The sequence below is a fragment of the Bradyrhizobium sp. AC87j1 genome, from assembly GCF_002936975.1.
GTDB classification, from domain to species: domain Bacteria; phylum Pseudomonadota; class Alphaproteobacteria; order Rhizobiales; family Xanthobacteraceae; genus Bradyrhizobium; species Bradyrhizobium shewense.
In genome coordinates, this window is sequence record NZ_PTFE01000083.1 from 16,416 (window position 1) to 37,514 (window position 21,099).

18 protein-coding genes and 3 pseudogenes are annotated in these 21,099 nt (G+C 58.6%); 12 read left to right on the plus strand and 9 right to left on the minus strand.

Annotated features, from left to right (window positions below):
• The 4 genes and pseudogenes from CV770_RS31370 to CV770_RS31385 form a co-directional block, all read left to right on the plus strand.
• Positions 1–753, plus strand: coding sequence for a thioesterase II family protein (locus tag CV770_RS31370; RefSeq protein ID WP_104465109.1), 753 nt, complete (start codon positions 1–3; stop codon positions 751–753).
• A gap of 12 nt (positions 754–765) precedes the next feature.
• Positions 766–1,530, plus strand: a complete 765-nt coding sequence (locus CV770_RS31375) for a 4'-phosphopantetheinyl transferase family protein (protein ID WP_104465110.1) — start codon at positions 766–768, stop codon at positions 1,528–1,530.
• A gap of 85 nt (positions 1,531–1,615) precedes the next feature.
• A pseudogene (locus CV770_RS31380) lies at positions 1,616–1,741 on the plus strand (transposase); the annotation flags it as partial.
• A gap of 265 nt (positions 1,742–2,006) precedes the next feature.
• Positions 2,007–2,717, plus strand: a pseudogene (locus tag CV770_RS31385) (transposase family protein); the annotation flags it as partial.
• A 126-nt stretch (positions 2,718–2,843) separates the two neighbouring features.
• On the opposite strand, the gene CV770_RS41810 reads toward CV770_RS31385, so the two are convergent.
• Positions 2,844–3,137, minus strand: a complete 294-nt coding sequence (locus CV770_RS41810) for a hypothetical protein (protein WP_146101381.1) — start codon at positions 3,135–3,137, stop codon at positions 2,844–2,846.
• A gap of 306 nt (positions 3,138–3,443) precedes the next feature.
• Here CV770_RS41810 and CV770_RS31390 point away from each other — a divergent pair, with 306 nt between their 5' ends.
• Together CV770_RS31390 and CV770_RS31395 are read left to right on the plus strand one after the other, a co-directional pair.
• Positions 3,444–3,830, plus strand: coding sequence for a hypothetical protein (locus CV770_RS31390; RefSeq protein WP_104465111.1), 387 nt, complete (start codon positions 3,444–3,446; stop codon positions 3,828–3,830).
• Between the two features lie 172 nt (positions 3,831–4,002).
• The gene (locus CV770_RS31395; protein WP_245453906.1) at positions 4,003–4,827 is read left to right on the plus strand and encodes a nodulate formation efficiency C protein; all 825 of its coding nucleotides are present in this window, start codon (positions 4,003–4,005) and stop codon (positions 4,825–4,827) included.
• 754 nt (positions 4,828–5,581) lie between these two features.
• On the opposite strand, the gene CV770_RS31400 is transcribed toward CV770_RS31395, so the two are convergent.
• Together CV770_RS31400 and CV770_RS44315 are read right to left on the minus strand one after the other, a co-directional pair.
• Complete coding sequence (locus CV770_RS31400) at positions 5,582–5,800, minus strand: hypothetical protein (RefSeq protein WP_104465112.1); 219 nt, start codon at positions 5,798–5,800, stop codon at positions 5,582–5,584.
• A 134-nt stretch (positions 5,801–5,934) separates the two neighbouring features.
• Entirely contained in the window at positions 5,935–6,285 is a 351-nt protein-coding gene (locus tag CV770_RS44315) for a PilZ domain-containing protein (protein WP_502693627.1), read from the minus strand.
• A gap of 677 nt (positions 6,286–6,962) precedes the next feature.
• On the opposite strand from CV770_RS44315, the gene CV770_RS31405 reads away from it, so the two are divergent.
• On the plus strand, positions 6,963–7,256 hold the full coding sequence (locus CV770_RS31405) for a hypothetical protein (protein WP_245453907.1): 294 nt from the start codon (positions 6,963–6,965) through the stop codon (positions 7,254–7,256).
• 399 nt (positions 7,257–7,655) lie between these two features.
• Here the strand turns inward: CV770_RS31405 and CV770_RS31410 are convergent, their stop codons facing one another.
• Positions 7,656–7,886, minus strand: a complete 231-nt coding sequence (locus CV770_RS31410; RefSeq protein WP_104465113.1) for a hypothetical protein — start codon at positions 7,884–7,886, stop codon at positions 7,656–7,658.
• A 1,227-nt stretch (positions 7,887–9,113) separates the two neighbouring features.
• On the opposite strand from CV770_RS31410, the gene CV770_RS31420 reads away from it, so the two are divergent.
• Positions 9,114–9,377 carry a DUF6894 family protein gene (locus tag CV770_RS31420; protein ID WP_104465115.1) on the plus strand — a complete coding sequence of 88 codons (264 nt, stop codon included), beginning with the start codon at positions 9,114–9,116 and terminating at the stop codon, positions 9,375–9,377.
• Between the two features lie 616 nt (positions 9,378–9,993).
• On the opposite strand, the gene CV770_RS31425 is transcribed toward CV770_RS31420, so the two are convergent.
• Positions 9,994–10,425 (minus strand): hypothetical protein, encoded by a 432-nt coding sequence (locus tag CV770_RS31425; RefSeq protein ID WP_104465116.1) that lies wholly within the window; start codon positions 10,423–10,425, stop codon positions 9,994–9,996.
• Here CV770_RS31425 and CV770_RS44320 point away from each other — a divergent pair.
• On the plus strand, positions 10,372–10,710 hold the full coding sequence (locus tag CV770_RS44320) for a hypothetical protein (protein ID WP_502693628.1): 339 nt from the start codon (positions 10,372–10,374) through the stop codon (positions 10,708–10,710). The two genes, CV770_RS31425 and CV770_RS44320, sit on opposite strands and share 54 nt — an antisense overlap.
• Positions 10,711–10,781: 71 nt before the next feature.
• Here CV770_RS44320 and CV770_RS31430 read toward each other — a convergent pair.
• A pseudogene (locus CV770_RS31430) lies at positions 10,782–11,581 on the minus strand (helix-turn-helix domain-containing protein); the annotation flags it as partial.
• A 591-nt stretch (positions 11,582–12,172) separates the two neighbouring features.
• A complete protein-coding gene (locus tag CV770_RS44325; protein ID WP_161500042.1) occupies positions 12,173–12,403 on the minus strand; it encodes a transposase in 231 nt (76 codons plus the stop codon).
• Between the two features lie 2,144 nt (positions 12,404–14,547).
• On the opposite strand from CV770_RS44325, the gene CV770_RS31440 reads away from it, so the two are divergent.
• Together CV770_RS31440 and CV770_RS31445 are read left to right on the plus strand one after the other, a co-directional pair.
• Positions 14,548–15,633, plus strand: coding sequence for an HlyD family secretion protein (locus CV770_RS31440; protein WP_104465123.1), 1,086 nt, complete (start codon positions 14,548–14,550; stop codon positions 15,631–15,633).
• Between the two features lie 30 nt (positions 15,634–15,663).
• On the plus strand, positions 15,664–17,817 hold the full coding sequence (locus CV770_RS31445) for a peptidase domain-containing ABC transporter (protein ID WP_104465118.1): 2,154 nt from the start codon (positions 15,664–15,666) through the stop codon (positions 17,815–17,817).
• 1,180 nt (positions 17,818–18,997) lie between these two features.
• Here the strand turns inward: CV770_RS31445 and CV770_RS41815 are convergent.
• Together CV770_RS41815 and CV770_RS42230 are read right to left on the minus strand one after the other, a co-directional pair.
• Positions 18,998–19,276 (minus strand): hypothetical protein, encoded by a 279-nt coding sequence (locus tag CV770_RS41815; RefSeq protein WP_146101382.1) that lies wholly within the window; start codon positions 19,274–19,276, stop codon positions 18,998–19,000.
• Positions 19,277–19,960: 684 nt separating this feature from the next.
• Positions 19,961–20,110 carry a hypothetical protein gene (locus tag CV770_RS42230; RefSeq protein WP_155258805.1) on the minus strand — a complete coding sequence of 50 codons (150 nt, stop codon included), beginning with the start codon at positions 20,108–20,110 and terminating at the stop codon, positions 19,961–19,963.
• Between the two features lie 647 nt (positions 20,111–20,757).
• On the opposite strand from CV770_RS42230, the gene CV770_RS31465 reads away from it, so the two are divergent.
• A partial coding sequence (locus CV770_RS31465; protein WP_146101384.1) for an IS110 family transposase occupies positions 20,758–21,099 on the plus strand: 342 nt, incomplete at its 3' end.

Genomic DNA, 21,099 nt, shown 5'->3' on the forward strand with positions numbered 1-21,099 from the left:
ATGAGGTCGCCTTCAGAATCCTGGTTTCCGCTGGGAGGCGCGTCCGAAGCGGGACGCTTGTCGCTCTTCTGCTTCCATCACGCCGGGGGGGGCGCCTCCGCGTTCGCAGGATGGCGCCGGCTCATGCCGCGTGAGATAGATGTGCTTCCGGTACAACTGCCCGGGCGGGAGGAACGGATCGCCGAGACGGCCTGCCGCAGCATGCAGGCGCTCACCGCGGAGCTGCTCGAAGCCATGACGCCTTGCCTTCACCGTCCGCTCGCGCTGTTCGGACACAGCTTCGGTGCCGCGGTCGCTTTCGAGCTGACGCGGCAGCTTCGCCGCAAGCCCTCGCACCTCTTCGTCTCGTCGTGGGTTCCGATGCATGCCTCGCCGGGCGCGGTTCGATCGGCTCAGCTGACCGACTTTGACTTCACCGCCCGAATCGTCCGCTACGGCGGACTACCCGAGGCGGTGGCCAATGACCGGGAGATGATGAGCGTGTTGATCGAGCCGATGCGTGCGGACTTCGAGGTTCTGGAGACCTATCGTCCCGAACCTCCTGTGTGCCTTGCTTGCCCGATGACCCTGCTGGGCGGCGAGGACGATCCCGTTGTGAGACCCGAGCTTCTCGAGCGATGGGCAAGCCACCTGCACGCACCCAAGCCCGCGCTGTTTCCCGGTGGCCACTTCTACTTACGCGCGTCGTTGCCGAAACTGGTCGATTTGGTTGTGTCGACGCTCAGGCCTGTGCTGCACGCGACCTCTCACTAGCGACAGCGCACAATGTGGACCACCCTCCAACCTGCCGATGTCGCGCCTGCACTTGCGCTCGGCGATGTGCACCTTTGGCTGGTCGAGCTCGATCGTGTCTGCGACGCCGGCCGGCTGCTTCCGGTGCTTTCCGATGCTGAGCGCATGATCGCGGCCTGGCACAGGGGAGATGAACGCCGCGGGCGTTACATCGTCGCACATGCCGCCTTGCGGCAGGTATTGCAAGCCTACGTCCACGTCAGGGCCGCCGACTTGGTCTTCGCCACCGGCCCCTTCGGCAAGCCCCATGCGGTCTTGCCGCGCTCCACGCTGCCGATCCACTTCAGCCTTTCGCACGGCGGAAGCCGATGCTTAATAGGCGTTGCGCGCGGCGGGGAGGTGGGGGTCGACATCGAACCCATCGATCGCCATGGCGACATCGGCTCCATGGCCATCGCGGCGCACAGCCCATCGGAACATGCGCGTTGGCGCGCGCAGTCGCCTTGCGTGCGACGCTCATCGCTGCTGCGAACGTGGACCTGCAAGGAGGCCGTGCTGAAGGCCTCCGGCGCGGGCCTGTCCATCAGCCCACACCGTTGCGAGATCGAGTGGTCCCGCGCCCAGGTCCCTCGACTGGCGTCGCTCGACGGCCAGACGATGCCGGAATGGACCCTTGAAGAACTGGAACCTGATCCCACCCTCGTGGGAGCCTGGTCCGCGCAAGTGCCATTGCGCGCGACACTCCACGCGGTCTTCGACCCAGCATCGGAACGACTGGGGTCAGCCGAAGCCGCCTGACCTTACTTGCAAGCTCCTGTGATCCGCGGTGCTGGCCATGTCCCGCTGGGACGGTGGTTGTGGTGACCTCGGTCACTCGGCTGGCGGCGAGATCGCACCGCTCTACAGCGAAAACGGCCGGCCTGGGATCGAGACCCGCTTCATGATCGGGCTGTTGTTGCTCAAGCACATTTACGGGTTGTCCGATGAGGGAGTGTGCGAACGCTGGGTCCCCGTCGCTTTGGGCTCCTCGGTCGCATCGCCACCGGCTGGACCGATAGCGAGTTTGAGTTGGCGAAGGGCCGCTATGAGGTCGTCCTCCGATGCGAGGACGGAATCATGACTGGTGACTCGACGGAATCTTGAAAAATGAAATTGCAGGGTTCCGATGCCCGAAGCATCAAAACCATGCAATCCGAAAACAGGCCACAACGAAGAATGCGATCCCACATCAGTCGCTTAGCCGCTCTTCACGCCCTTGGCAAATCCTCTCTAGTATGCCGATCAGTACGGACGAGCCGCCACGTCGATCCAGTCCCAATCAATCTTGCCGGTCGGGCGATCTGTTCCGGGCAGGCTGGACCAGATCATCAACATGAAGCACGAGCTGGTTCTGCTCGCCCCACGACCCGTATTTCCAGTTCTTCACCGGCGAAGAGTTCTTCCAGCACGCCTTCCTGCACGCGCGCTCGGACCTGAGCCATTGGTGCAAGCGGCTCGGCGACAAGCTGGAGCTGCTGCTGGCCGAGAGCCTGCGGGTGGCGCACGAGGCCGGCGCGTTGTGCAGCCAGGACCTCAAGCGGGTCACTGTCGACACCACGGTGCAGCCGAAGGCCATCACCTTCCCGACCGATGCCAAGCTGCTGCATGCGGCCATCAAGGGGCTCAACCGCCTGGCGAGAAGACGCGGCGTCAGGCTGCGGCAATCCTATTGTCGCGTGGCCAAGGCCGCGGCGATGATGGCAGGGCGCTATGCCCATGCCAAACAGTTCAATCGGCATCAGCGGCAGTTGCGCATCCTGCGCTCCCGGCTCGGCCGGATCATCCGAGACATCCGCCGCAAGATCGAGAGGCAGCAAGCGTTGGAGGAGGCGTTCGCCACCCAAATCCGCTCGCAACAGCAGCGCCAGCGCGGTTGGAAGCTCTATTCCTTTCATGCCCCGGAGGTGGAGTGCATTGGCAAAGGCAAGGCCGCCGCGCCTTACGAGTTAATGGCATGGACCACGCCCGCTCACAGGGCAACGTAGAGCCCCGCCAAGATCCGTACCGATTGAAGAGAAAGAGAGCTTCCGGTGGTTGCTGACCAGGCTGCGTCGGTGTGCGCCGGCGCGGCTTCAATCACGGTGATTGCCGATCGCGAGAGCGATATCTTTGAAGCGTTTGCGTTGCGTCCCGAACGCGTTGATTTGCTGGTGCGTGCGGCGCATGACCGTGCGCTTGCCGATGGCCATGCGCTGTTTGCACGAGCCGATGCACTCCCTGCGATGGGGCGGGCGGAACTGGAGTTGCCCGCCAAGTCCGGGCGCAGGCGGCGCATCGCACAGCTCGAAATACGCTTCATGTCGGCGCGGCTTGCGCGACCCAAGAACGGATTGCGCGCAGGCCATGAAACGTGGCACCAACCTCATGATGCCCCACCGCCAAGACCAGAGCGATGTGTGAATCTGGTAGCCGGTCGCGCTGGGAGGCGGTCCGACGCGTCGGTATATGCGCGAGAAATGGCCTGGCCTTCAACTGCTTCCAGAATCGTTAGCGAACTTCACATTGTTCCTTGAGGACTGAGGCTTAAGGAATGTCTGCTTCTCCCTCGCGAGCGAGCGCTACCAGATAAGGCAGGTATGACATGTTGAAGGTGCTGCTACCCTGGGAAGCTGCTGATTGAAACTGAGCAGCGAGCCACTCAGCACGCAGAAATCCTTTCCGGGAGATATCGGATGACCGCGACTATACACGAAGACGAGAAACGCGAACGGCGAGCACGTGGCCCGAACTGGCCGAGCCCCCCTGGAACAGGTGGCGCGACTGATCATCTTGGAGAAAAGGCCGCAGCTGCATCGCGCCTTTCATTTACGTTTCCGGAATGGCAAAAATCAATCGAGGCGACAAGGAGCTTCTTCGCCGCGTCACTGAATGACACGTTAAAATTGGCTGCTTCCTCTCTGCACGACCAGGCTACTTTTCCGAAAACTCTTGCCGAGTCGAAAACCCCGTCTGAGCTTCTGAAGTGCCACCTGGATTTTGCGGAGCAATCTTGGTCGAAATCGTTCAGCGAAGGCTCAAAGATATTGGATCGTTTGAAACACGTCCATCGCCTGCGGTAAGTTAAACAATCGGCCACGCGTGAAATAGGGCCGACGGCGCGCTATTCCCTCCGGACTCCACTCCCGAACTGAATCCCGACCCGGTCTCGTAGGAATTGTCGCCATGCTCCATAAGTCGCCGCCGACCCCGAACAACAACGGATATAGGAACCACCTGCTCGGGGAAGCGAAAATGATCGATAGGCGCGTGCTTTGGTTTTGCCTCGGTCTTGGCCTCTGTGTCGGCCTTGGCGTATGGTTCATTTTGCCGGGTGGGCTGGCCGGTAAGAGCGATGGTGTTCGTACGAGCGACAATCCGCTTATCGACAAGGTCAAATCAACCTGGCGAGCGCAGGATGGTGAGACAGCGGAGCAAATCTTTTCCAAGGTCTCGAAGGTAGCACACTTCATCCCCAGGGGATGGGAGGTTGGTCAAAAGACCGACTCGGGCGAGCCAGTTATCTTATCGTGGGCTAAACATCGGGCCGATCAAACAAAGGAAGAGTACACGGTCACGTGGGAGGTGGCGCCCGATGGCACAATGAAAATTGTGGCGCCGTATGCAAAGCCGATGGAACTAGGCTGGCAGGCGTTCGCACTCTCGCTCATTGCGGACGAAGTGACAAACGACGAAAGCGGCGTGAACCGTCACTTTCTGCATAGTCCCGCCAACTTCAACTTCGTAACCACCGCGCAGGGCAAGTTAGGCGATCTTCTGCGGCGTGGCCGCTGTTCTATCGACGAGCCGGTTGGAGTGCATTACTCGCCGATGATAGATGAGCAGCAAACGGCGAAGGGCGGGCTGTGGCGCGTCGAGCTTTCGGTCGACTGCAATGTTCCCGGGCCTAGTTATTTCACCCGCGACGGAGTCATCATTTTCGAGAAGCGCGAAGGGCAAGATTGGGAGCCACAATCGTTCTTTGCCAAGCTTATCGCCACGTATGCACCCGGCTCTTGGTTTGAGGGCCCGAAAGACCAGGAAGCATTTGAGCCGACCCGAAAGACATTGCCAAAATGAACGCAGAAGACGAGCTGGAGGCGCGGGGCCGTCGATCATCAATAGGGAAGACGAACAGATCGACGATGCTGATACGTCCCATCGCGCGCGCGTAGAACCGGGCGCGAGAGCCTGTCATTGGTGCTCGAATTCGCCTTCAAGCGGTAACCCAGACGGTCAACCCGACCGTGGAAACATGGCCGGTTGGCGGTTTACGGCCCTGCGAACACAATTACCGGCGCCATTCGCCCGAGCAAATCCAGCAGATCGCGGCGGCGATCGGACGACCGCCGATCCTTGTGGCGGATGACGGCATTGTTCTCGCCGGTCATGGGCAGCCCGCGGCGGCCATACGGCTCGGCATCCCCCTTACCGACAAGGTGCGGACCAAATCCAAGATCTCGCGCAAGACGCTGGAGAAGCTGCCGGGGCTCTGGCTAAAGCGAAGGTCGCGTCTGATATCCAATTCGGACGGCAGACCGCGTTCTTTAGCCCCCAAGAGTTGGCAATCGATGGGTGGTGGCGTCACTGCACCCGTGACCATCAGCATTGACGCTCGTGGCGCCGACAGGGAGGGGTGGCCCGGGTACAGGCGCAGCTTGCTCAGCTTGAGGCTGAGCTGCCCGGCCGCGTTGTGGCGACTGTCAAGCGGGCTAGGACGGGGCGGATGTTGTGAGGGCGCCCTGGGCCGGGAGGTATTTTAGCAAGCCCGACTCTAACGTGCATGTGCTAATCTGGCGCCTTCATCGTATGCATACGGCGGCGAAGCACTAAGTCATTCTTCAAGCTCGTCAAGCAAGGCCATGCGCTTGTCGTGGAGCTCCGTGAGGTACTCGGCAATCGAACGCTGCGTCTCCTGCCATTCGATGCGTTCTTCCGCGGTCCAAAGGAAACACTCAAGTTTGAAGCGAGCTTTCTCAGCCTCGGCGAATTCATTGTAAAGCGTGATATCTCGCTCCACTTCTTCGAGCTGTTCACGAATAATCTTTGGCATAGCCGGCCTCTGGGGCTTTGCCTCCAGCCAGGGGCCGTCTTCATCTCAATTTACGCGATTTAGCAACTACTCATTTTCCCGGTGCGGGAAGCTGACGCAAGGCGCTACTACCGCAAAACAGGCTTCGTATTTGGCTACACGAGGGCTGAATAACGGTCCGTGTTTTGGAACGCCACCCCGATGAAGTCTCGCTGTCGCCAGATGAGGCGACAAGGAGAGGTGGTGCGAAACCCATCGAAAGAAAGCGAAAACTCCGTCGGCAGAAGCGTGAGTCCGTTAAGCTGAATGCCAGCGCCTCTACTGGATAGATCACGCACCAGGCATGGCTCGGAGGTGATGTGTCCCGGAATTGAGAGAAGAACCTCTCGCCACACCGACTGCCTTTCGAGGGACCGCCGGGACCAATTCTTCCCTTCCCGTTGACGGACCTTTTCTTGCAAATCCTTTAGCTCTCGGTGCTGGCGCTCCAGGCTCATGTCCCTCATTCTCCGTTATTCTTGTTGGCGCTTCCCACATTATTCCGAAAACTCAACAACCATCGCGATAAATTCTGTAGAGCGATCCTCAGGTTGAGGGAATTCCGGACGACTACCGTTTGTGGCCGATCGCGATTTCGCGGTTGGACCCGTAGCTTTCCGGGCCTTGAATGGCACTGCTGGCCTCAACGGTGGAGATGGCGGCAATGGTGCAAAAGACCATGGTAGGCCTGTGGCCGCTCGCCGCAGAAAGGACTGTCAGTGGCTGGGGCGGAGGCGTTGTGTAAAGACGATTGTGTAAGGCAAATTGTCCTGCCGGTGTGTTCCTTCAGTATGTCAAAAGGCAGGATTGAGCGGATGGTATTCCCACAGCAAGGCCGGTAAATCTTCATAATACCCCACCATCCTGGTAGGTGCGTCGCAGTTCGCCTTCGGCGATAATGCCTCATCGCGACCGTAACTCGTAAGGGGAGGAAGCATGTGAATCTGCCCACCAAGATCGCCCCCCTCGAATTAACGCCAAGAGATCACCATCCAAGCCGCTAGAATAGCTTTCGCGATAGCCATGACGGCAGTGGTAGCTGCGGGGGCGTTCTTTGCTATCCGCCTTTTGATTCGATTCTACGGATAGGGTCCCGCCGCTCCACCTCCAGCCGAACCTGACCACAAATGGAGGCCGTGTCGTGATGGCGAATGAACAGGATGTTATCATTGGACGTATTGCCGAGATCGAGATCGACAAGTCGGCTGCCATCATAGTTGAGCAGATAGATGATGAAATCTCCATTGCCATCGCGAGCGTCGTCGGCGTTCACCTCCAGGTGACGGCGGGGCAGGCACGTGAGTTATCTCGATCCTTAGCTGTGGCCGCGGAGAATGCTGAAAATTCCGCGCGTCAGCCAAGACGTAGTGGCGCGCGCCCCACTGTCACCGCGGGATTTCGGTCAGGTTGCGCCATACAGGTCGGCCCGTTGCCCTAGTGAAGAGCGCGGCAATCTCCTCCAGGTTCTCATCGTTGTCGGTTAAGATGATGACGCCCTCAATCCAATCCTCAATAATGCTGGTTACTGCCGTGGGCACGTGGCCAAAGGGGCCGATGGTGATTTCGTGCCCTCGTTCCAATGAGCGTCGCGGTGTACCAGCCGGTTCGGGTGGGATGCCTGTGAGACTTTCGCCAGCGCGCCGCGCCCGTGCTGCCTACGATCCGGGACTGATCGCCAAGTCACCGCCCTATCCTGGTAGTTGCGCTAGGGCATTCGTCGCGATGATGTATCCCCGCCAGCTTCTTTCGTCGCTGAGGCTGGCTGCGTAGAAGTCACTAGCGAGTGGCAGGGAAGGCACTTTATCGGTCCACTTCAAAGCGTCAAGTCACGTGGCCGCTAACGTTCCCGCTGTTTAGGTCGCGCGGCTGCCACCGTGAGTCCGGTGTGATCCTTGAGGCTATCGATTACCGTGACCGCCGCTTCGAGTTCATCTCGAAGACGCTTCGTAATCCGCAGAATGCCGCTCGCGAGCTCCTCGCGGCTGATTTCTGCACCGTGAGCAACTTTTTCTTCGAGGTCGCGTATCGCTTCGTCGATCTTGTGCAGCGAGAATGTGCTAGGCATCATCCGGCTCCGTCCTGATTGAGGGTCGGGCATCCGCCGAACCACGGTGTAAAAATGCGTCCGCTACACGGTTAAGTAAACCGGGTGGCGTTGCGGGAAAATCTGTCCCCATCTCGCGTCTGAGCGCCTCGAATTCGGATAAGGTCGAAAGCGGGCAATCCGCCACCGCGTCCATTTTTGAGCAGATAACTTCAACCCGGGATCGCCAATCGGCCAGCTGTTCTTCAGTTCGCTGTGGGCCGTACGTGTCTTCTGCCGGTGTATGGCTTGTCCTACGGACGTAGTCCGTGAATGCTTGGATTGCCGCCACCACTTCGGTCCTGGGCACGGCGGTTACTCCTATGAGCGGAGCCAGCTCGAACAGCTGCAGGCCGGGAGTTTTAATATGACAGGCACGCGGGGATGCGGCTACCCATCAATGCTGGTAGGGTGCTCTCCGGCAGGTCTCACGATACAAATTGCTCGCAACTTGAGAATTTCATCCTCTTGGGGAGCAAAGGTGGCCAGCCTCAGTCTTCGAGGACGGGCTGGCCACCGAAGTTAGTGGCGCGCGGCAAGGACAGCGCGCTGCCTCACCCGGCGGCGCGGGTGTGGCAGGGACAGCGTCGCTCGCATTGTCGACGCCGAGTCGCGCCCGCGCTGCTTGCGGTGTGCGGGTTAGTCATAAAGGCACTAGGTGCGCTCGCGATAGCTGACGAAAGGCTGGCAGGCTGTCTTGCTTCAATCACGACCGACAGGGCTGCCAGGACTCCAAGTCAGTCCCCAGTCGTGTCCCCGAATGAGGTGCCCCGGCGCGGGCAGCATGCCGGGGTGACACGGTGGGTTGCCGTGAGCCAGAAGTCGAGCCACGACTCGATCATTATGACCGTGAAAATGTAGAGCAGCATCACGCACCGCTCAAAACCGCAGCGCGTTGCAAATCTGCCCCATACTCCGTGCAGCGGCGGTAGGATTCTCGTTCGCGCTTTGAGGTGCAGTCCGAGCACACGCGAGAAAACGGCAGTTGCCAATCGCGCATAAGAAAATCTCACGTCCTAAAAACGACTAAGTTACTATCGCAACCAAGGGCTGTCCACCAGAAAGAAAGCAGCTTCGCTCTCCGTAATTGTCCGGTGGTTAGCTAAAGTGCGAGAGGTATATCGCTAAGATTGAGTGGGACGGTGCTGCGGGTGTCGTTGCATAGCGATCCCTGTCACTTCAGACAGGTAGGCCCCGGTTCGATATGAGCGCATGATCGCAGCGGTGGAGGGCTCTCCTAAGCAGCGCTATTATTTCCCGATCATCCACAACGGTCTCCTTCGGCCGGACGACGAGGGTGAGATGTTCGGCTCGGCCGATCTCGCGGGCCAGTACGGCGCCAGTGTTGCGCGGGATATCGGTGGCGATCCCAATTGCGACCGTGATGCGGGTACGGTCGTAATCGTGGTTGACGCCATGGACGCTGAAATCGCGTGGCACACCGTTGGTGATGCAGAACCGCCGCGGGCGCTGTGAGGTGAGGGGCAGGCGGCACACAAAGATGCGAGCCTCGACCGGGGAATTAGCTAGACCGAATCCGGTGAAAAATCTGGATTCAAACCCGCGCGAACTTCGATTTTGAAGCCCAAGGACCACGCCTTCGGACTGCGGCAGCAAGCCGATCGGCTCGATAGTCGACATCATCCTGCAGCAATCTCTCGATCTCTTTGCGATCGGCTGTAGCTCTTTGTTCCTCGGCGGAAATTTGAAGCTGTACGGCGCTCCAAGCCAACCATCCGGCGAAGATCGCAGCATAGGCTCCTAACAGGCCGCCAGATGATTCTCATAGCTGCCAATCGCGCAGCCGATGACCTTAATGTAGACTAAGCCGCAGGAATGAGGTCCCCATGCAACGGCGCTTGCCAACACTAGCCCTGAGACGACAATCAGAGTGCCGCCCAAGATCGATCCTTGAACCCAGCGTTTCACGTTTGCCCCGAATCTTGCCCAACGTAGTTTAGTCCAGCTCGCCAGCAATGCGTTTGAGTTTACGAATGCCATTGTCGAGAGCGCCCCGCGCCACATCCAATTCCTTGTTCTCGATATGGAGCTGGACGTCTGCGAGTTCGCTGCGGAGAGGGGCGGGCAAGCGTCACCTGAAAGATGCAACGTTCTTCATCTTCTCGTAGCGCGCCGATAGTTCTTTGATGATAGCTTGGAACCGCTTTGTGCTATCTGCAGTCAGCACTTTTGCCGGGTCAGCACCAATGAGCGACATGAATTCGCGGGCTGGCCGGGTCTTGTAAAATTCAAGACCCAGCGCGTTGAAAGCTTCTTCATACCGTTTGACGATGCGCGGTATTTTGGCGTTGAGCACGAGCTTTTTACCCTTCAGCTCAACCTTGTAAGTGTCGGCCACCAGCTTATCGTAAATCACGGGGTCAGAGTTCGCATGCCGTCCAAGCTCGACCCGCACCTTGCCGCGATCGAAGCCTGGCTCGCAGAGCAGCCGCAACTGACGGCGTTCGCAATTGTCAGCCGACTGCGCGAGAAATACCCCAAGGAGTTCGGAAAGAGACAGCATTCGATTGTGCAACGTCTGCTGAGGGCGCTCAGACGGAGGGTTGCCGAACGGTTGGTCGCCCAGGGCCCGCTCGACGACGCCACGACCGCTGCCCCATTGCCCGGGGCTGTGGACGGCTCGGGCTATGTAGGGCCCGACCCGCCCACAGCCCCTCTTGTCGAGCAAGCCGGGAAAGCCATCTGGCGCGACAGATTAATCGACATCGGATCGTCATCGGCAATGGCGCCATCAGGGCAACATTCGCAAATGCGGCAATACGAGGGGTCAAATTTGCAAGCCGATTGACAGCATTCGGCAAGCCGCCGGGCCAAACGGGAACGGGGCCTAGAATGACGATGCGTCGGACGCCACCGATGGTAGGTGAAGTCGGTCTGCCAGAGCTGGTTGACGCCCGTCGTCTTGTCCTGAACTCGTTAGCGGCCTTGATCACCACATAGGCCGGGCTGGTAATGAGGTCATGCGATGCGCCTTAAGCAAGCGATAGACCGACGCTTTGGAGAAAAAGTAATTCCGTTCGCCGGTGAATCGCACGGCCAGCTCACGTCGCTACAGCTCAGGTAATTCCAGCGCCAGGTCGATAATCTGGCCCCGCCCATCGTCCGGGATGCGGTTCCAGACCCGCTCTGGTCGAGACCGATGATCGGCCAGAGCGGCGATGCCGCCCTCGCGGTAACGATCATACCAGCGATAGAATGTGGCGCGCGGGATCCCGAGCTTGTCCAGCGTGCGCTTGGCCGGAAGGTGCGATTGCTCGACCAAATGGATGATCTCGGCCTTCTCTGAGGCGGGATACCTCATACCTCGTCCTCCCCATCTCCGTTCATACTTTTTTGAGCAGACGGTTCTCCAGGGTCAGATCGGCGACGGCCTCCTTCAAGGCGCCGGCCTCCCGGCGGAGGTCCTTCACCTCGCCGGAGGTCGCAGCTCGTGCCGTGTCGCCGGCCAGGCGGCGCTTGCCGGCCTCGAGAAACTCCTTGGACCAGCCGTAATACATCGAGGCGGCAATGCCTTCTCGGCGACAAAGCTCGGAGATGTTCTCCTCGCCGCGCAGTCCTTCCAGCACGATGCGGATCTTCTCTTCCGCCGAATACTGCCGGCAGGTCTGGCGCCGAATGTCTCGGAGTTCTGTTTCATCTTCGCTCCTGGTGGCTACGATGAACCAGAAATCCTTCCTCCGCAAAATCCACCTATTTGTCTCACAGGCCCTGACGGCGAACACCCGCAGCGGAGTGCGCTCAGCTAGAAGGCGCGAGCTCACGATCTCACGCTTATCTTGACCATCGCCAGCCGCCAACCTTGTGTCCTGCTGCAGAAGGAGGGACTTGGTCCGAGCGAAGCAGTTAGCGCGAAAGGGCTGCGTCCTTACGGACAAGCGAAAGGAGTTCTGGGGTAAGCCGGTCCGTGGCTGCGCCGCGGACCGGCTACAAAATGCCTTTACAAAAGCTCCTCGTGAGAGCTCAGGGGATGGCAGAACCATTTCTGCTCATCCGGGTTCCAAACACACCAAGGCTGACCGCCGACAGCGGCGCACGCATCTTCGAAAGTCAGTTCGGTTACGCCATAATCTGAGATATCCATAGTTGTTTCCTTTCCTACAAGGCGTCAGCTGCCGCTGCCGCAACGTAGAGAATTCAAATCGCGTGCCGCGCAGCGGAGTGGCGATAGAGGCGCCAAACAGGCCTTTTTTTGCCGGAGCGTATGTGAAAAGCGCGGCGGTCTCTTCGTGCCAACGACGTCTGCTGGACATTCATGTCGCGGCGCGTATCCAGCAGTTCCTTTTCGTTGTGCCGACGCGCATTCCGATGTCGGCTTTCCCTCGCCGTCGCCAATTCGTCTTCCGCTCGAGCCACTTCTTGATGCTGTCGCCGGCGCGTGTAATCAGGCCAAGCCTGTTCTTTCCGGCCGTCGAGCGGTTCTTTAGTTTCAGGCCGAGCCAGGCCGCAAAGTTTCTTGCCGACTTGAACCCGCGTGCATCCACGACCTTGATCGACAGCAGCTCGCACTGATCGAACCGACGCCCGGGATAGCCGGCAGCCGTTCACTCATCTCGTTACTCCGGCGGAGTTGCATGAGCTACTTGCCGACCTTTGCGATCTGGTCCTCGACGCGCGCCAGTTCTGCTGCCAGAGCGTCCACCAGCTCCTTTGTAAAGTCGGAGACTTTGCGTCGGCCTGAATGTCGATCAGCAACCGCGAAAGCCCCTTAGGCGCGGCAAAGCCGTATTCAGGCGGCGTAGCCGCGGATTGAATTGGCAAACCGGGTCCGCCTGCCGATGAACTGGTTGCGCACACGCTCCAACATTTGTGCGCCCTTGCTCGGGACTTTTGATGGGCACAAAGTTCTTACGCAGTTTCGGCCGGCTTGCCGAACGCAAATATATTGCGATGGGGATCATCGCCACTTCATGCCGGTTTGATTGCAATTCCCACGCCTAACAATGCGATGCCCGCAGGCCTCCAGAGCCACAAGCGCACGCGGCAAGCGCTTGAAGACTTCAAAACCAGCCCGCGGCTCAATTTAAGCCGAAAAACCGGCTGCTCGTTCCCATCAACGCCATGCAGCTGAAACACACTCTGGACGTATGCAAACCGACGCGAACAATCGCTTCTATTCGCCCGACGCGTCGCACTCTGCGCCGTTCTTTGCCCAAGCCTGCCACGCGATTTCGATTTGATCGCTCAGCTCGCCCGGCTGCTTCTTTGATGATGCCGAAAGCGGCCTAGTGGGGCCGCGGCGACAACCGCATTGCCGCGATGCCGAATGAACCTCTCGCGCAGCCAACCCTCAAGGCCATGGAGTCGTTTCGGGGCGTTCACGCGACTTGAACGTTTCACCTCGCCCGCCGCCACGAAGTTTTTCACCGAGTGATGGCGGCAGCCCAGCTGCCGCGCAATCCGCTTCAGAGCCACCCGCACGCCCTCAGGCGCAACACCTCCGCCACGTCATCCGGCGTCTTCATCATCTGCCCCCCGTGGATCAATCCACGAGGAGCCTTCCGTGATTCGTTCCTCGTTCATTCGCTCTCTCCTCAGCTATCCAAGAAGGGGCAATTCCTCGTGACGCAGAGGGGGGGCATGGCCTTTTGCCCCCAAGTGTTATCAAGTCCTGAGTTCGCCCCGGCTGTTGGATTTGCCCAGGTTGGGCGGTGGTAGCGACGTGAGCTGGCGGATCGCGAGCTCGAAGGTTTCCTGAAGCATGCCGTGTTCGCCCTGTTCGATTTGTCGCATTTGTAACCACAATGATGTTCGGGCGGTCTGCCGCACATTTGCTGTTTAGCATCAGAAAAGCAAGAAGAGCGTTTTCTGCCGTTCCTGAGCAGTTGGCACGAGACTTGAAATTGCTACGGGGTCGGCAGCAGTTGCTGGCCGACCACACTCACGGCTATTGAAAAGGAAAAAGCATGAGAAGCAATATGTCAGCTTCCGGAACTGACTCCTGAAGAAGCATGGGCAAATGCGGGAGGGGAAGGTATCGCTCCGACGGGGTGCGGTTGCGGTTGGGAGGTCCGTCCCATCGAGGGCGGTGGTTACAGCATCATTCCAATTCCTTGCCCTGAGGAGCCTAGCCCGTAATTGCAAAAGTGCCTGCAGCCTGCCTGCGGCGCCAGGCAGGCTCTTCTTCATGCCGCTCCGCGAAAGTTCCGTGCCGGACGAAAGGTCTTTGGGCGCGCCGCGGTTGAACGTTTGAGAAATTCCGTTCAACGGCTCTGTCGCGGGCGCAACGATAAGACTTCGCCGGCGTGCGGGGGCTCTCAGCTGAGTGGCAGGATCGAATGCAAATCGAATACAAAACGGCTGCTCTGGATTTGTTGTGGAGCAATCGCATGATCGCTCCACACCTCTCTCTTCGGGTAGTCGACGAAATTGGCCGAGCAGCACCAGCGAGTGTTCCACATCTGACAAGGAGATAACAATGAAGGTCGGTACGTTAGTTGGCTGCCCTTAGGTATGAAGGACAATAGCCGGCGCACCTTCCCCGTGCGTCGCTCAATCCTGATTAGTCGTTTGGCACTGCCAATCGTCGTAAATCCGTGACAGGGCTGCTATGGCTGGTGTAATGCTGCCTCCGGAGACGGTCTGCTACACTGCAGAGAGCATCCTATCGCGAGAATCAGGACGATCTTTGGCGATCTACAAGATAATTGTGTTGTCTGTCGTTGCGACGTTTGTGTCGCTGCCAGTCATCACCGTGACGCTGTCTGCTCAAAGTGCCGGTACCATTCGTCCCACAATCGAGAAAACTCCTCTGATAGCACCCGTCTCCGGACGGATTTCTCGTGTTCTTGCCGTCGAGAACGATCTCGTTGCACAAGGACGAGAGATCCTAGCTCTCGACGATGTGGTCATTAAGGAAAAGATCGGTGCGCTTACAGGCGAAATCCGTCTGAAGCGCGATCGTGCCAGCGACCTCCAGGCCCTGATCTCTTCCGGCGCACAGTCCGACGCCCCAGTCCGCCTCCGCACGGAGTTCGCCACGGCCGAGCGCCTGCATTTTCTCAACCTGTTGCGGGAGAACCAATATGCCCGCAGCAACGCCGCGGCAGAACTCGAGCGCGCTCGGCGACTCGTCGCGGTTGCTGCAGCGCCCACCAAGGCGGTTGAAGAAAAGGCTTTCGCGTTGCAGAGCCTCGAGGTGAAGGGCGAGATCCTCGTCCGGAGCAAATCCGCCGAATGGAATCAGCAGCTCTTCGATACAAACCTCCGCCTTCAGGAACTCACCGCCAGCTTGCACCAACTTGAGAACGAACGCGACTTGACCCGGATTCGCGCTCCCGTGTCCGGCGCACTCGAGCAATTCAACGGCGTCACCCCAGGCAGCTACGTCCAGGCGGGGCAAACTGTCGGTTGGGTCTCGCCCGACGGCGAACTGGTGGCGGATATCTACGTTTCGCCCAAAGACATCGGCTTCGTGCAGCCTGGCCAGGCGGTGAGGCTCCAGGTCGATGCTTTCAACTACAATCAATGGGGGATGATTGACGCGACAGTGCTAGACGTCGCGCAGGACTTTACCCTGCAGGAGAAGAGCCCGGTCTTCAAGGTTCGCTGCGCGCTTTCTCGCAGTTACCTCGAGCTCACAAATGGCATCATTGGTCATCTGAAGAAAGGCATGACGGTGAGAGCCCGTTTTCTCGTGGCGGAGCGCACTCTGCTGCAACTTCTCTACAATGAGATTGACGATTGGCTCAACCCGGTCCTGGCGGCTCGTTAATTATCCATTCCAAGAAGCCGGTGAGCCGCCATGTTGGGTCAAATCATCAAAGTCAAGCAGCGCGACATCACGGATTGTGGGGCTGCCAGCCTCGCTTCCGTTGGAGCCTTCTACGGTTACAAGTTGCCATTGTCGCGCATTCGCCAGTATGCGTCGACTGACCAATCGGGCACCACCGTGTCGGGTCTTCTGCTAGCGGCTCATCAGCTGGGGTTCATTGCCAAGGGCGTCAAGGGCGGCTTCGACAGCTTGTACAAAATCCCCAAGCCGGCCATCGCGCATGTGATCATCAAGGATGTCTTGCACCACTTCGTAGTGATCCAGGCGATCGACACGAGGTGGGTCACCGTCATGGACCCCGCGTACGGCGAAATCCGCAAGCTATCGCATGAAGAATTCAAGAGGCAATGGACTGGCGTCCTGGTGCTCCTGGTTCCGGCCGACACCTTCAAGCGCTGCGATGAGACCACCTCACCTCTTCTCCGCTTCGCCCGGCTGCTTGCATCGCACAAAGCGGCGCTAACGCAGGCTCTCGTCGGCGCACTGGTAACCACCCTCCTGGGGCTGTCGACGGCCATTTACGTCCAGAAGATCGTCGACCACGTGATCACTGGGGGCAACCGCAATTTGCTCAATCTCATGAGCGTCGTGATGCTGCTGATCCTGGTGCCGCAGATCGTAATCAACCTGCTCAGAAACCGGTTAGTCCTGCAAACAGGTCAGAAGATCGATGTCTGCTTGATCCTCGGCTACTACAATCACATCCTAAGCCTACCACAAAAATTCTTCGACAGCATGCGCATGGGAGAAATCGTCTCCCGGATGAATGATGCGGTGAAAATCAGGAGCTTCCTGAACGACGTCTCGATCACCATGTTCGTCAACATGCTGGTCATACTGTTCTCGTTCGGCCTGATGTTCATCTACTCGTGGAAGATCGCCTTGGTCGTGGCTATCTCCATCCCACTATATGTCTTAGTCTATTGGACCATTAACCGACTCAATAGGAAGCGCCAGCGCGCGATCATGGAGAATGCCGCCGAACTGGAGGCGCAATTGGTTGAATCACTCGGAGCTGTTTCCACGGTCAAGACTTTCGGCGTGGAGAGCTTCGCTTGCCTTAAGATGGAAACTCGCTTTGTCAAGACCCTGCAATCGGTCTACAGCTCCGGCCTCATTTCGATCGTCGGAGACAATGCTTCTACCTTTCTCTCAACTCTCTTCACAATCCTGCTAATGTGGTTCGGCGCGACGCTTGCTATGGATCAGGCCGTGACTCCGGGTGAGTTACTTTCCTGCTACGCACTGCTCGGCTATATCACCCGGCCTGTCGCCAACCTAATCCAAACCAACAGAATCGTTCAGGACGCGTTTATCGCGGCGGATCGCCTGTTCGAGATTTTCGACCTTGAGCCGGCACGCAGCGGCGGTATTGATGCCACCAAATCCGAGCTTGGTGATATCCGCCTGGAGAACGTCGCCTTCCGCCATGGCTCGCAGCCGAAGCTCTTTGAAGATCTTAACCTCACCTTTCGTCGAGGTGAAATGACGGCCGTGGTGGGAGAAAGCGGCTCAGGCAAGAGCTCCCTTGCGGCGCTGCTGCAGAACGTCTACCCCCTCGAGAGCGGCAGCATTCGGATCGGTCCCTATGACCTTAAAGACTTCTCGACCGTATCCTTGCGTAGGGTTATTGCTTCGGTACCGCAGTCGACGGACGTATTCTCGAGCTCGCTGATCGAGAACATCGCGCTCGGCGAGTTCGAACCGGAGATCGACAGGATCATGAAGGTCTGCGATCAAACTGGGCTGCGGGAGGCGATCGAGAATTGGCCGGGAGGCTTCCAGGCCTATCTAGGCGAAAACGGCGTACGGCTCTCTGGCGGCGAAAAGCAGCGCCTTTCGTTGGCCCGAGCTCTGTATCGGGATCCGGACATCCTGATCCTTGACGAGCCTACCTCTTCTCTGGACTCCGTTGCCGAAGCCACCATTCACCAGCTCCTTGATGATTTGCGTGGTGCCGGCAAGACCATCGTGGTCATCTCTCACCGACCCAGCACCATCCGTGCTGCCGACAAGCTTGTCATGTTACACAAGGGGCGGATCGTTGCTGAAGGCAGGCATACTGATCTGCTGGGTGAAGCCGCTTACCTTCGCTTGTGGCAGACGCAAACAGGGGTCAGCTAAAGTTGCAGAATTTGCTGTGACCTCCTCCGAATGAGTGGACACCTGTAGTAGGCTCATTGAGCCCGGAGGTGTCGAATGGAACGTCAACGTCGATCATTCACCGAAGAGTACTGACCTGAGCCCCAAAGTTCATCCAGCGATGGGCGGAATCCCTTTCTCATTTGAGCCTGTGCGGCTCAGTGCTGCGACGCGGGGTGGAGAAGTTCCGGCGGACCAGGCTCGGAGATCGCCCAGCTGCGCCAGGAGAACGAACGGCCGCGCATGGAGCGCGACATTATGAAAAAGTCGATCGCGATCTTCGCCGGAGCCCGGACACGAGCTTCCGCTTCATTGAGGACCACCGCGACACCTATCCGGTGCGGCTGATGTGTGCCGTGCTCGAGGTCTAGCCGGCTGGCTATTACGCTTGGCGTGATCGCCCGGTGAGCGAGCGCATTCCAAAGCCCGGGCCATTATTCAACCGTCGTAAACTCAGATAGAAGGTACCTTTCGCGCTAGAATCGCCCTGTGGGTGAGGTCGCTTGGCCCGCCGAGACATATGCTTCGGTTGCACAACGTTGTCGTAAGTTGTTCGTGTTCCTATGGACTGCCGCTGGTTGTGATAGCAATTTGCTCGTTTTCTGGACGTGAGATTTTCATTATGCGCGATTTGCAACTGCCGTTTTCTCGAGTGTGCTTGGATTTCACCTCAAAGCACGAACGAAGATCCCGCCGCCGATTATTGTCATGCACTGTGAATTTGACCGGTACGTGATGCTGCTCTGCATCTGCACGGCCGTCCTGATCGAGGCGTGGCTCGAGTTCTGGCTCACCGCAGTCCAGCGTCTCGCCTTGGCATACTGCCCGTGCTAGGGTCTCTCATTCGGGTGCACGACTGGAGACTGTTAGGATCCGCGCTTACGCCAAAGGGAAATCGCCCGATGTTCACGCAGCCGGAAGACGGCTCGACTGCGCGGAGAAGCTTATAACGGCCGATCTTGATGGCGGCGGACCTCGCCAGGCGCTCTTGCGCAACGGCACAGGGTTGCGGCGAACCCGACGAGCTTGGTGATGGGCCGATCTTGCTCGTCATGGCTCCATCCTCTCAGGAGTTGGAGCCTCCGGCCAACCCGGTCGGTTCAGTTTTCTTCGCACACCTATTCCGATCCCGAAGAAAGAGTTTCCGCTTAGCGCTTACGAGTCAGCTCATCGTAGCAAACTTGATTGTAGTGTTCGAGAAGGCGTTGATCTGCCGTTCGAAGTCGCCGGGCGGGTAGTAGTTGTCGAGCAGAATGCGGTGGTCTAACAAATCACAGGGATGCGCTTTGCCGCGGCGCGAGCAGACGCCGCCTTGTTCGCGTGAGATTGGATGCTCACTCCGGCAGTGGCGCGCACTGCGTGGACGCCCCTCCAATCTGCCGGGCTTCGCTTCCGGGCCATGCTCGCGCGGCATCCGATACCGACAGCCAAGATCGTCCAACAATATTTCGCTCCCGTGAGCGATGATTACGCGCGAAGAACCGGATGCGGGTAGTTCGCTCGTCCGGGTCTGTGAGGAGCGGGGATGGCAACATCCCCGCCTCCAGTTGCGGTCTTTCGTTGCGGCGCGTCTTAAAGCTCGCCGCAGCGCCACGACCATTCTCGATGACGCACGACAGGTTGCGCCAATTATCATCTTCAACGGAGCACACCTATAACCACGCCAACACCTGTAGCTGCACCGATAATGGCTCCTACTCCGGCAATTATTGCCACAATCGGCCAAAACCCTCCCGCGGTCGAAGATGATTCTTCAGGCGATAGTTCGGTTACACCATACGCTGACACATCCGTCTTCATTTTTTTCTCCTTTCAGTGATGCCGGTCGACCGCTCTGGCGGCCGTACAAAGGAGGACGCAAGCATCGTGCCAACTGTGGAGTGAGAACGCAAGACTCCCCAGTCTGCCTCGTTCAGCGCGGCCTAATTGCGAGCAGGCGCGACAATCTGCATCTGTCAGTGAACGCGCCCCGCTCAGCGCCTAGCTTGGCAGCCACACGTGCCGCTATAGGAGCGCTCGATTGACTCAGCTCCATACGACCAAGACCGTTTCTAGAGTTGCCGTTCAAAACGCACAGGCGCGGCAGCATCCCGCGACAGCTAGGACCACATTCGCTTTCTTGGCTTCAAGATTTAGGCAAGAGGCCGCCAGCGGCGATGGATGCCGCTAGGCCCGCCAACACTGCCACAATCGTCCACAACCAACCTCCCGAAGTTGCAGATGCTTCTTGAGGAGTTAGTTCCGTTACGCCATAGGCTGACATATCGGTCTTCATTGTTGTCTCCCTTTCTGTGTGGGCAGCAGCTATCAAAGACCGTGCCAACTACGTCAAAGAACGCTGTTCGACAGCATAATGGAATGCCTAGCTTCGGCCTTTTAGTTAGGCGCAGCAAGCTATGACAAGATGGTGGAGCCTGCCATCGCGCCGGCCTTTCGTTTCTGGGATCTGTTTTTCTTGCCCTGTTGGGTCACTCGGATTTTGTCTGCCAATCGCCAATCGCCAATCGCAGTTGCCTTTTGCCCTGGAGCCGCACCAACAACAAATGAGGTCGCGTTTGCGACGAGAATGCTATGACTTTGACATTCGACGTAATGTTCGCGGTCTTCGAGATTTGAGTACCCTGCGCTGGCAGCAGCAGTTCCTGACCGCCGATTTTGCGAAAGCAAGAAACATCAATAAGATTCGCGAGGTGAGCTACATGCTCAAGGCGATTCATGCCCAGGAAATTCGTGAGTCGGCTGACGGAAGGCGCGGGCAGCGACGAGGATCTGCGCACCGCCAGGATGAGCAAGGAGGCCGATCACATCGCGCAGAATGTCCATGAGAGAGTCCCGGTTGTCTGAACAGAGTTTCCGCGTCGATAGGTGGAGCCTCTGCCGGGGTTAGGCTGCCATGCGGAGTGGCCGCGGGGTGAGGTAGGCTTGATCCGGCGTGCTGCCGTCAAAGCGCTGCTCGAGGGACATCTAACGAAGCTCGGCCGCATTCCCATGACTCGTGACAGCTTGGAGGCTTTCGCCAGGAAGGAACTCACCCATGACGATCACGTGGTCGTCGAGGCGACTGGCAATGCCGCGGCCGTTGTCGAAGTTCTGGCGCCGTATGTCGACCGTGTTGTCATCGCCAACCCGAAGCAGGTGCGGTTGATCGCGCACGCAAAGATCAAGACGGATGCGATTGATGCCGCCGTGCTCGCGAAGTTGTACGCCACCGGATTTCTTCCGGAGGTCTGGGTACCCGATCAGCGCACTATGATCCAGCGCCGC

What these genes read in the sequence shown, in the direction of transcription:
- CV770_RS31370 (WP_104465109.1), top strand. Translation starts at nt 1, where the DNA reads ATGAGGTCGCCTTCAGAATCCTGGTTTCCGCTGGGAGGCGCGTCCGAA.
- CV770_RS31375 (WP_104465110.1), top strand. Translation starts at nt 766, where the DNA reads ATGTGGACCACCCTCCAACCTGCCGATGTCGCGCCTGCACTTGCGCTC.
- CV770_RS41810 (WP_146101381.1), bottom strand. Translation starts at nt 3,137, where the DNA reads ATGAGGTTGGTGCCACGTTTCATGGCCTGCGCGCAATCCGTTCTTGGG.
- CV770_RS31390 (WP_104465111.1), top strand. Translation starts at nt 3,444, where the DNA reads ATGACCGCGACTATACACGAAGACGAGAAACGCGAACGGCGAGCACGT.
- CV770_RS31395 (WP_245453906.1), top strand. Translation starts at nt 4,003, where the DNA reads ATGATCGATAGGCGCGTGCTTTGGTTTTGCCTCGGTCTTGGCCTCTGT.
- CV770_RS31400 (WP_104465112.1), bottom strand. Translation starts at nt 5,800, where the DNA reads ATGCCAAAGATTATTCGTGAACAGCTCGAAGAAGTGGAGCGAGATATC.
- CV770_RS44315 (WP_502693627.1), bottom strand. Translation starts at nt 6,285, where the DNA reads ATGAGGGACATGAGCCTGGAGCGCCAGCACCGAGAGCTAAAGGATTTG.
- CV770_RS31405 (WP_245453907.1), top strand. Translation starts at nt 6,963, where the DNA reads ATGGCGAATGAACAGGATGTTATCATTGGACGTATTGCCGAGATCGAG.
- CV770_RS31410 (WP_104465113.1), bottom strand. Translation starts at nt 7,886, where the DNA reads ATGATGCCTAGCACATTCTCGCTGCACAAGATCGACGAAGCGATACGC.
- CV770_RS31420 (WP_104465115.1), top strand. Translation starts at nt 9,114, where the DNA reads ATGATCGCAGCGGTGGAGGGCTCTCCTAAGCAGCGCTATTATTTCCCG.
- CV770_RS31425 (WP_104465116.1), bottom strand. Translation starts at nt 10,425, where the DNA reads ATGCTGTCTCTTTCCGAACTCCTTGGGGTATTTCTCGCGCAGTCGGCT.
- CV770_RS31445 (WP_104465118.1), top strand. Translation starts at nt 15,664, where the DNA reads ATGTTGGGTCAAATCATCAAAGTCAAGCAGCGCGACATCACGGATTGT.
- CV770_RS42230 (WP_155258805.1), bottom strand. Translation starts at nt 20,110, where the DNA reads ATGAAGACCGATATGTCAGCCTATGGCGTAACGGAACTAACTCCTCAA.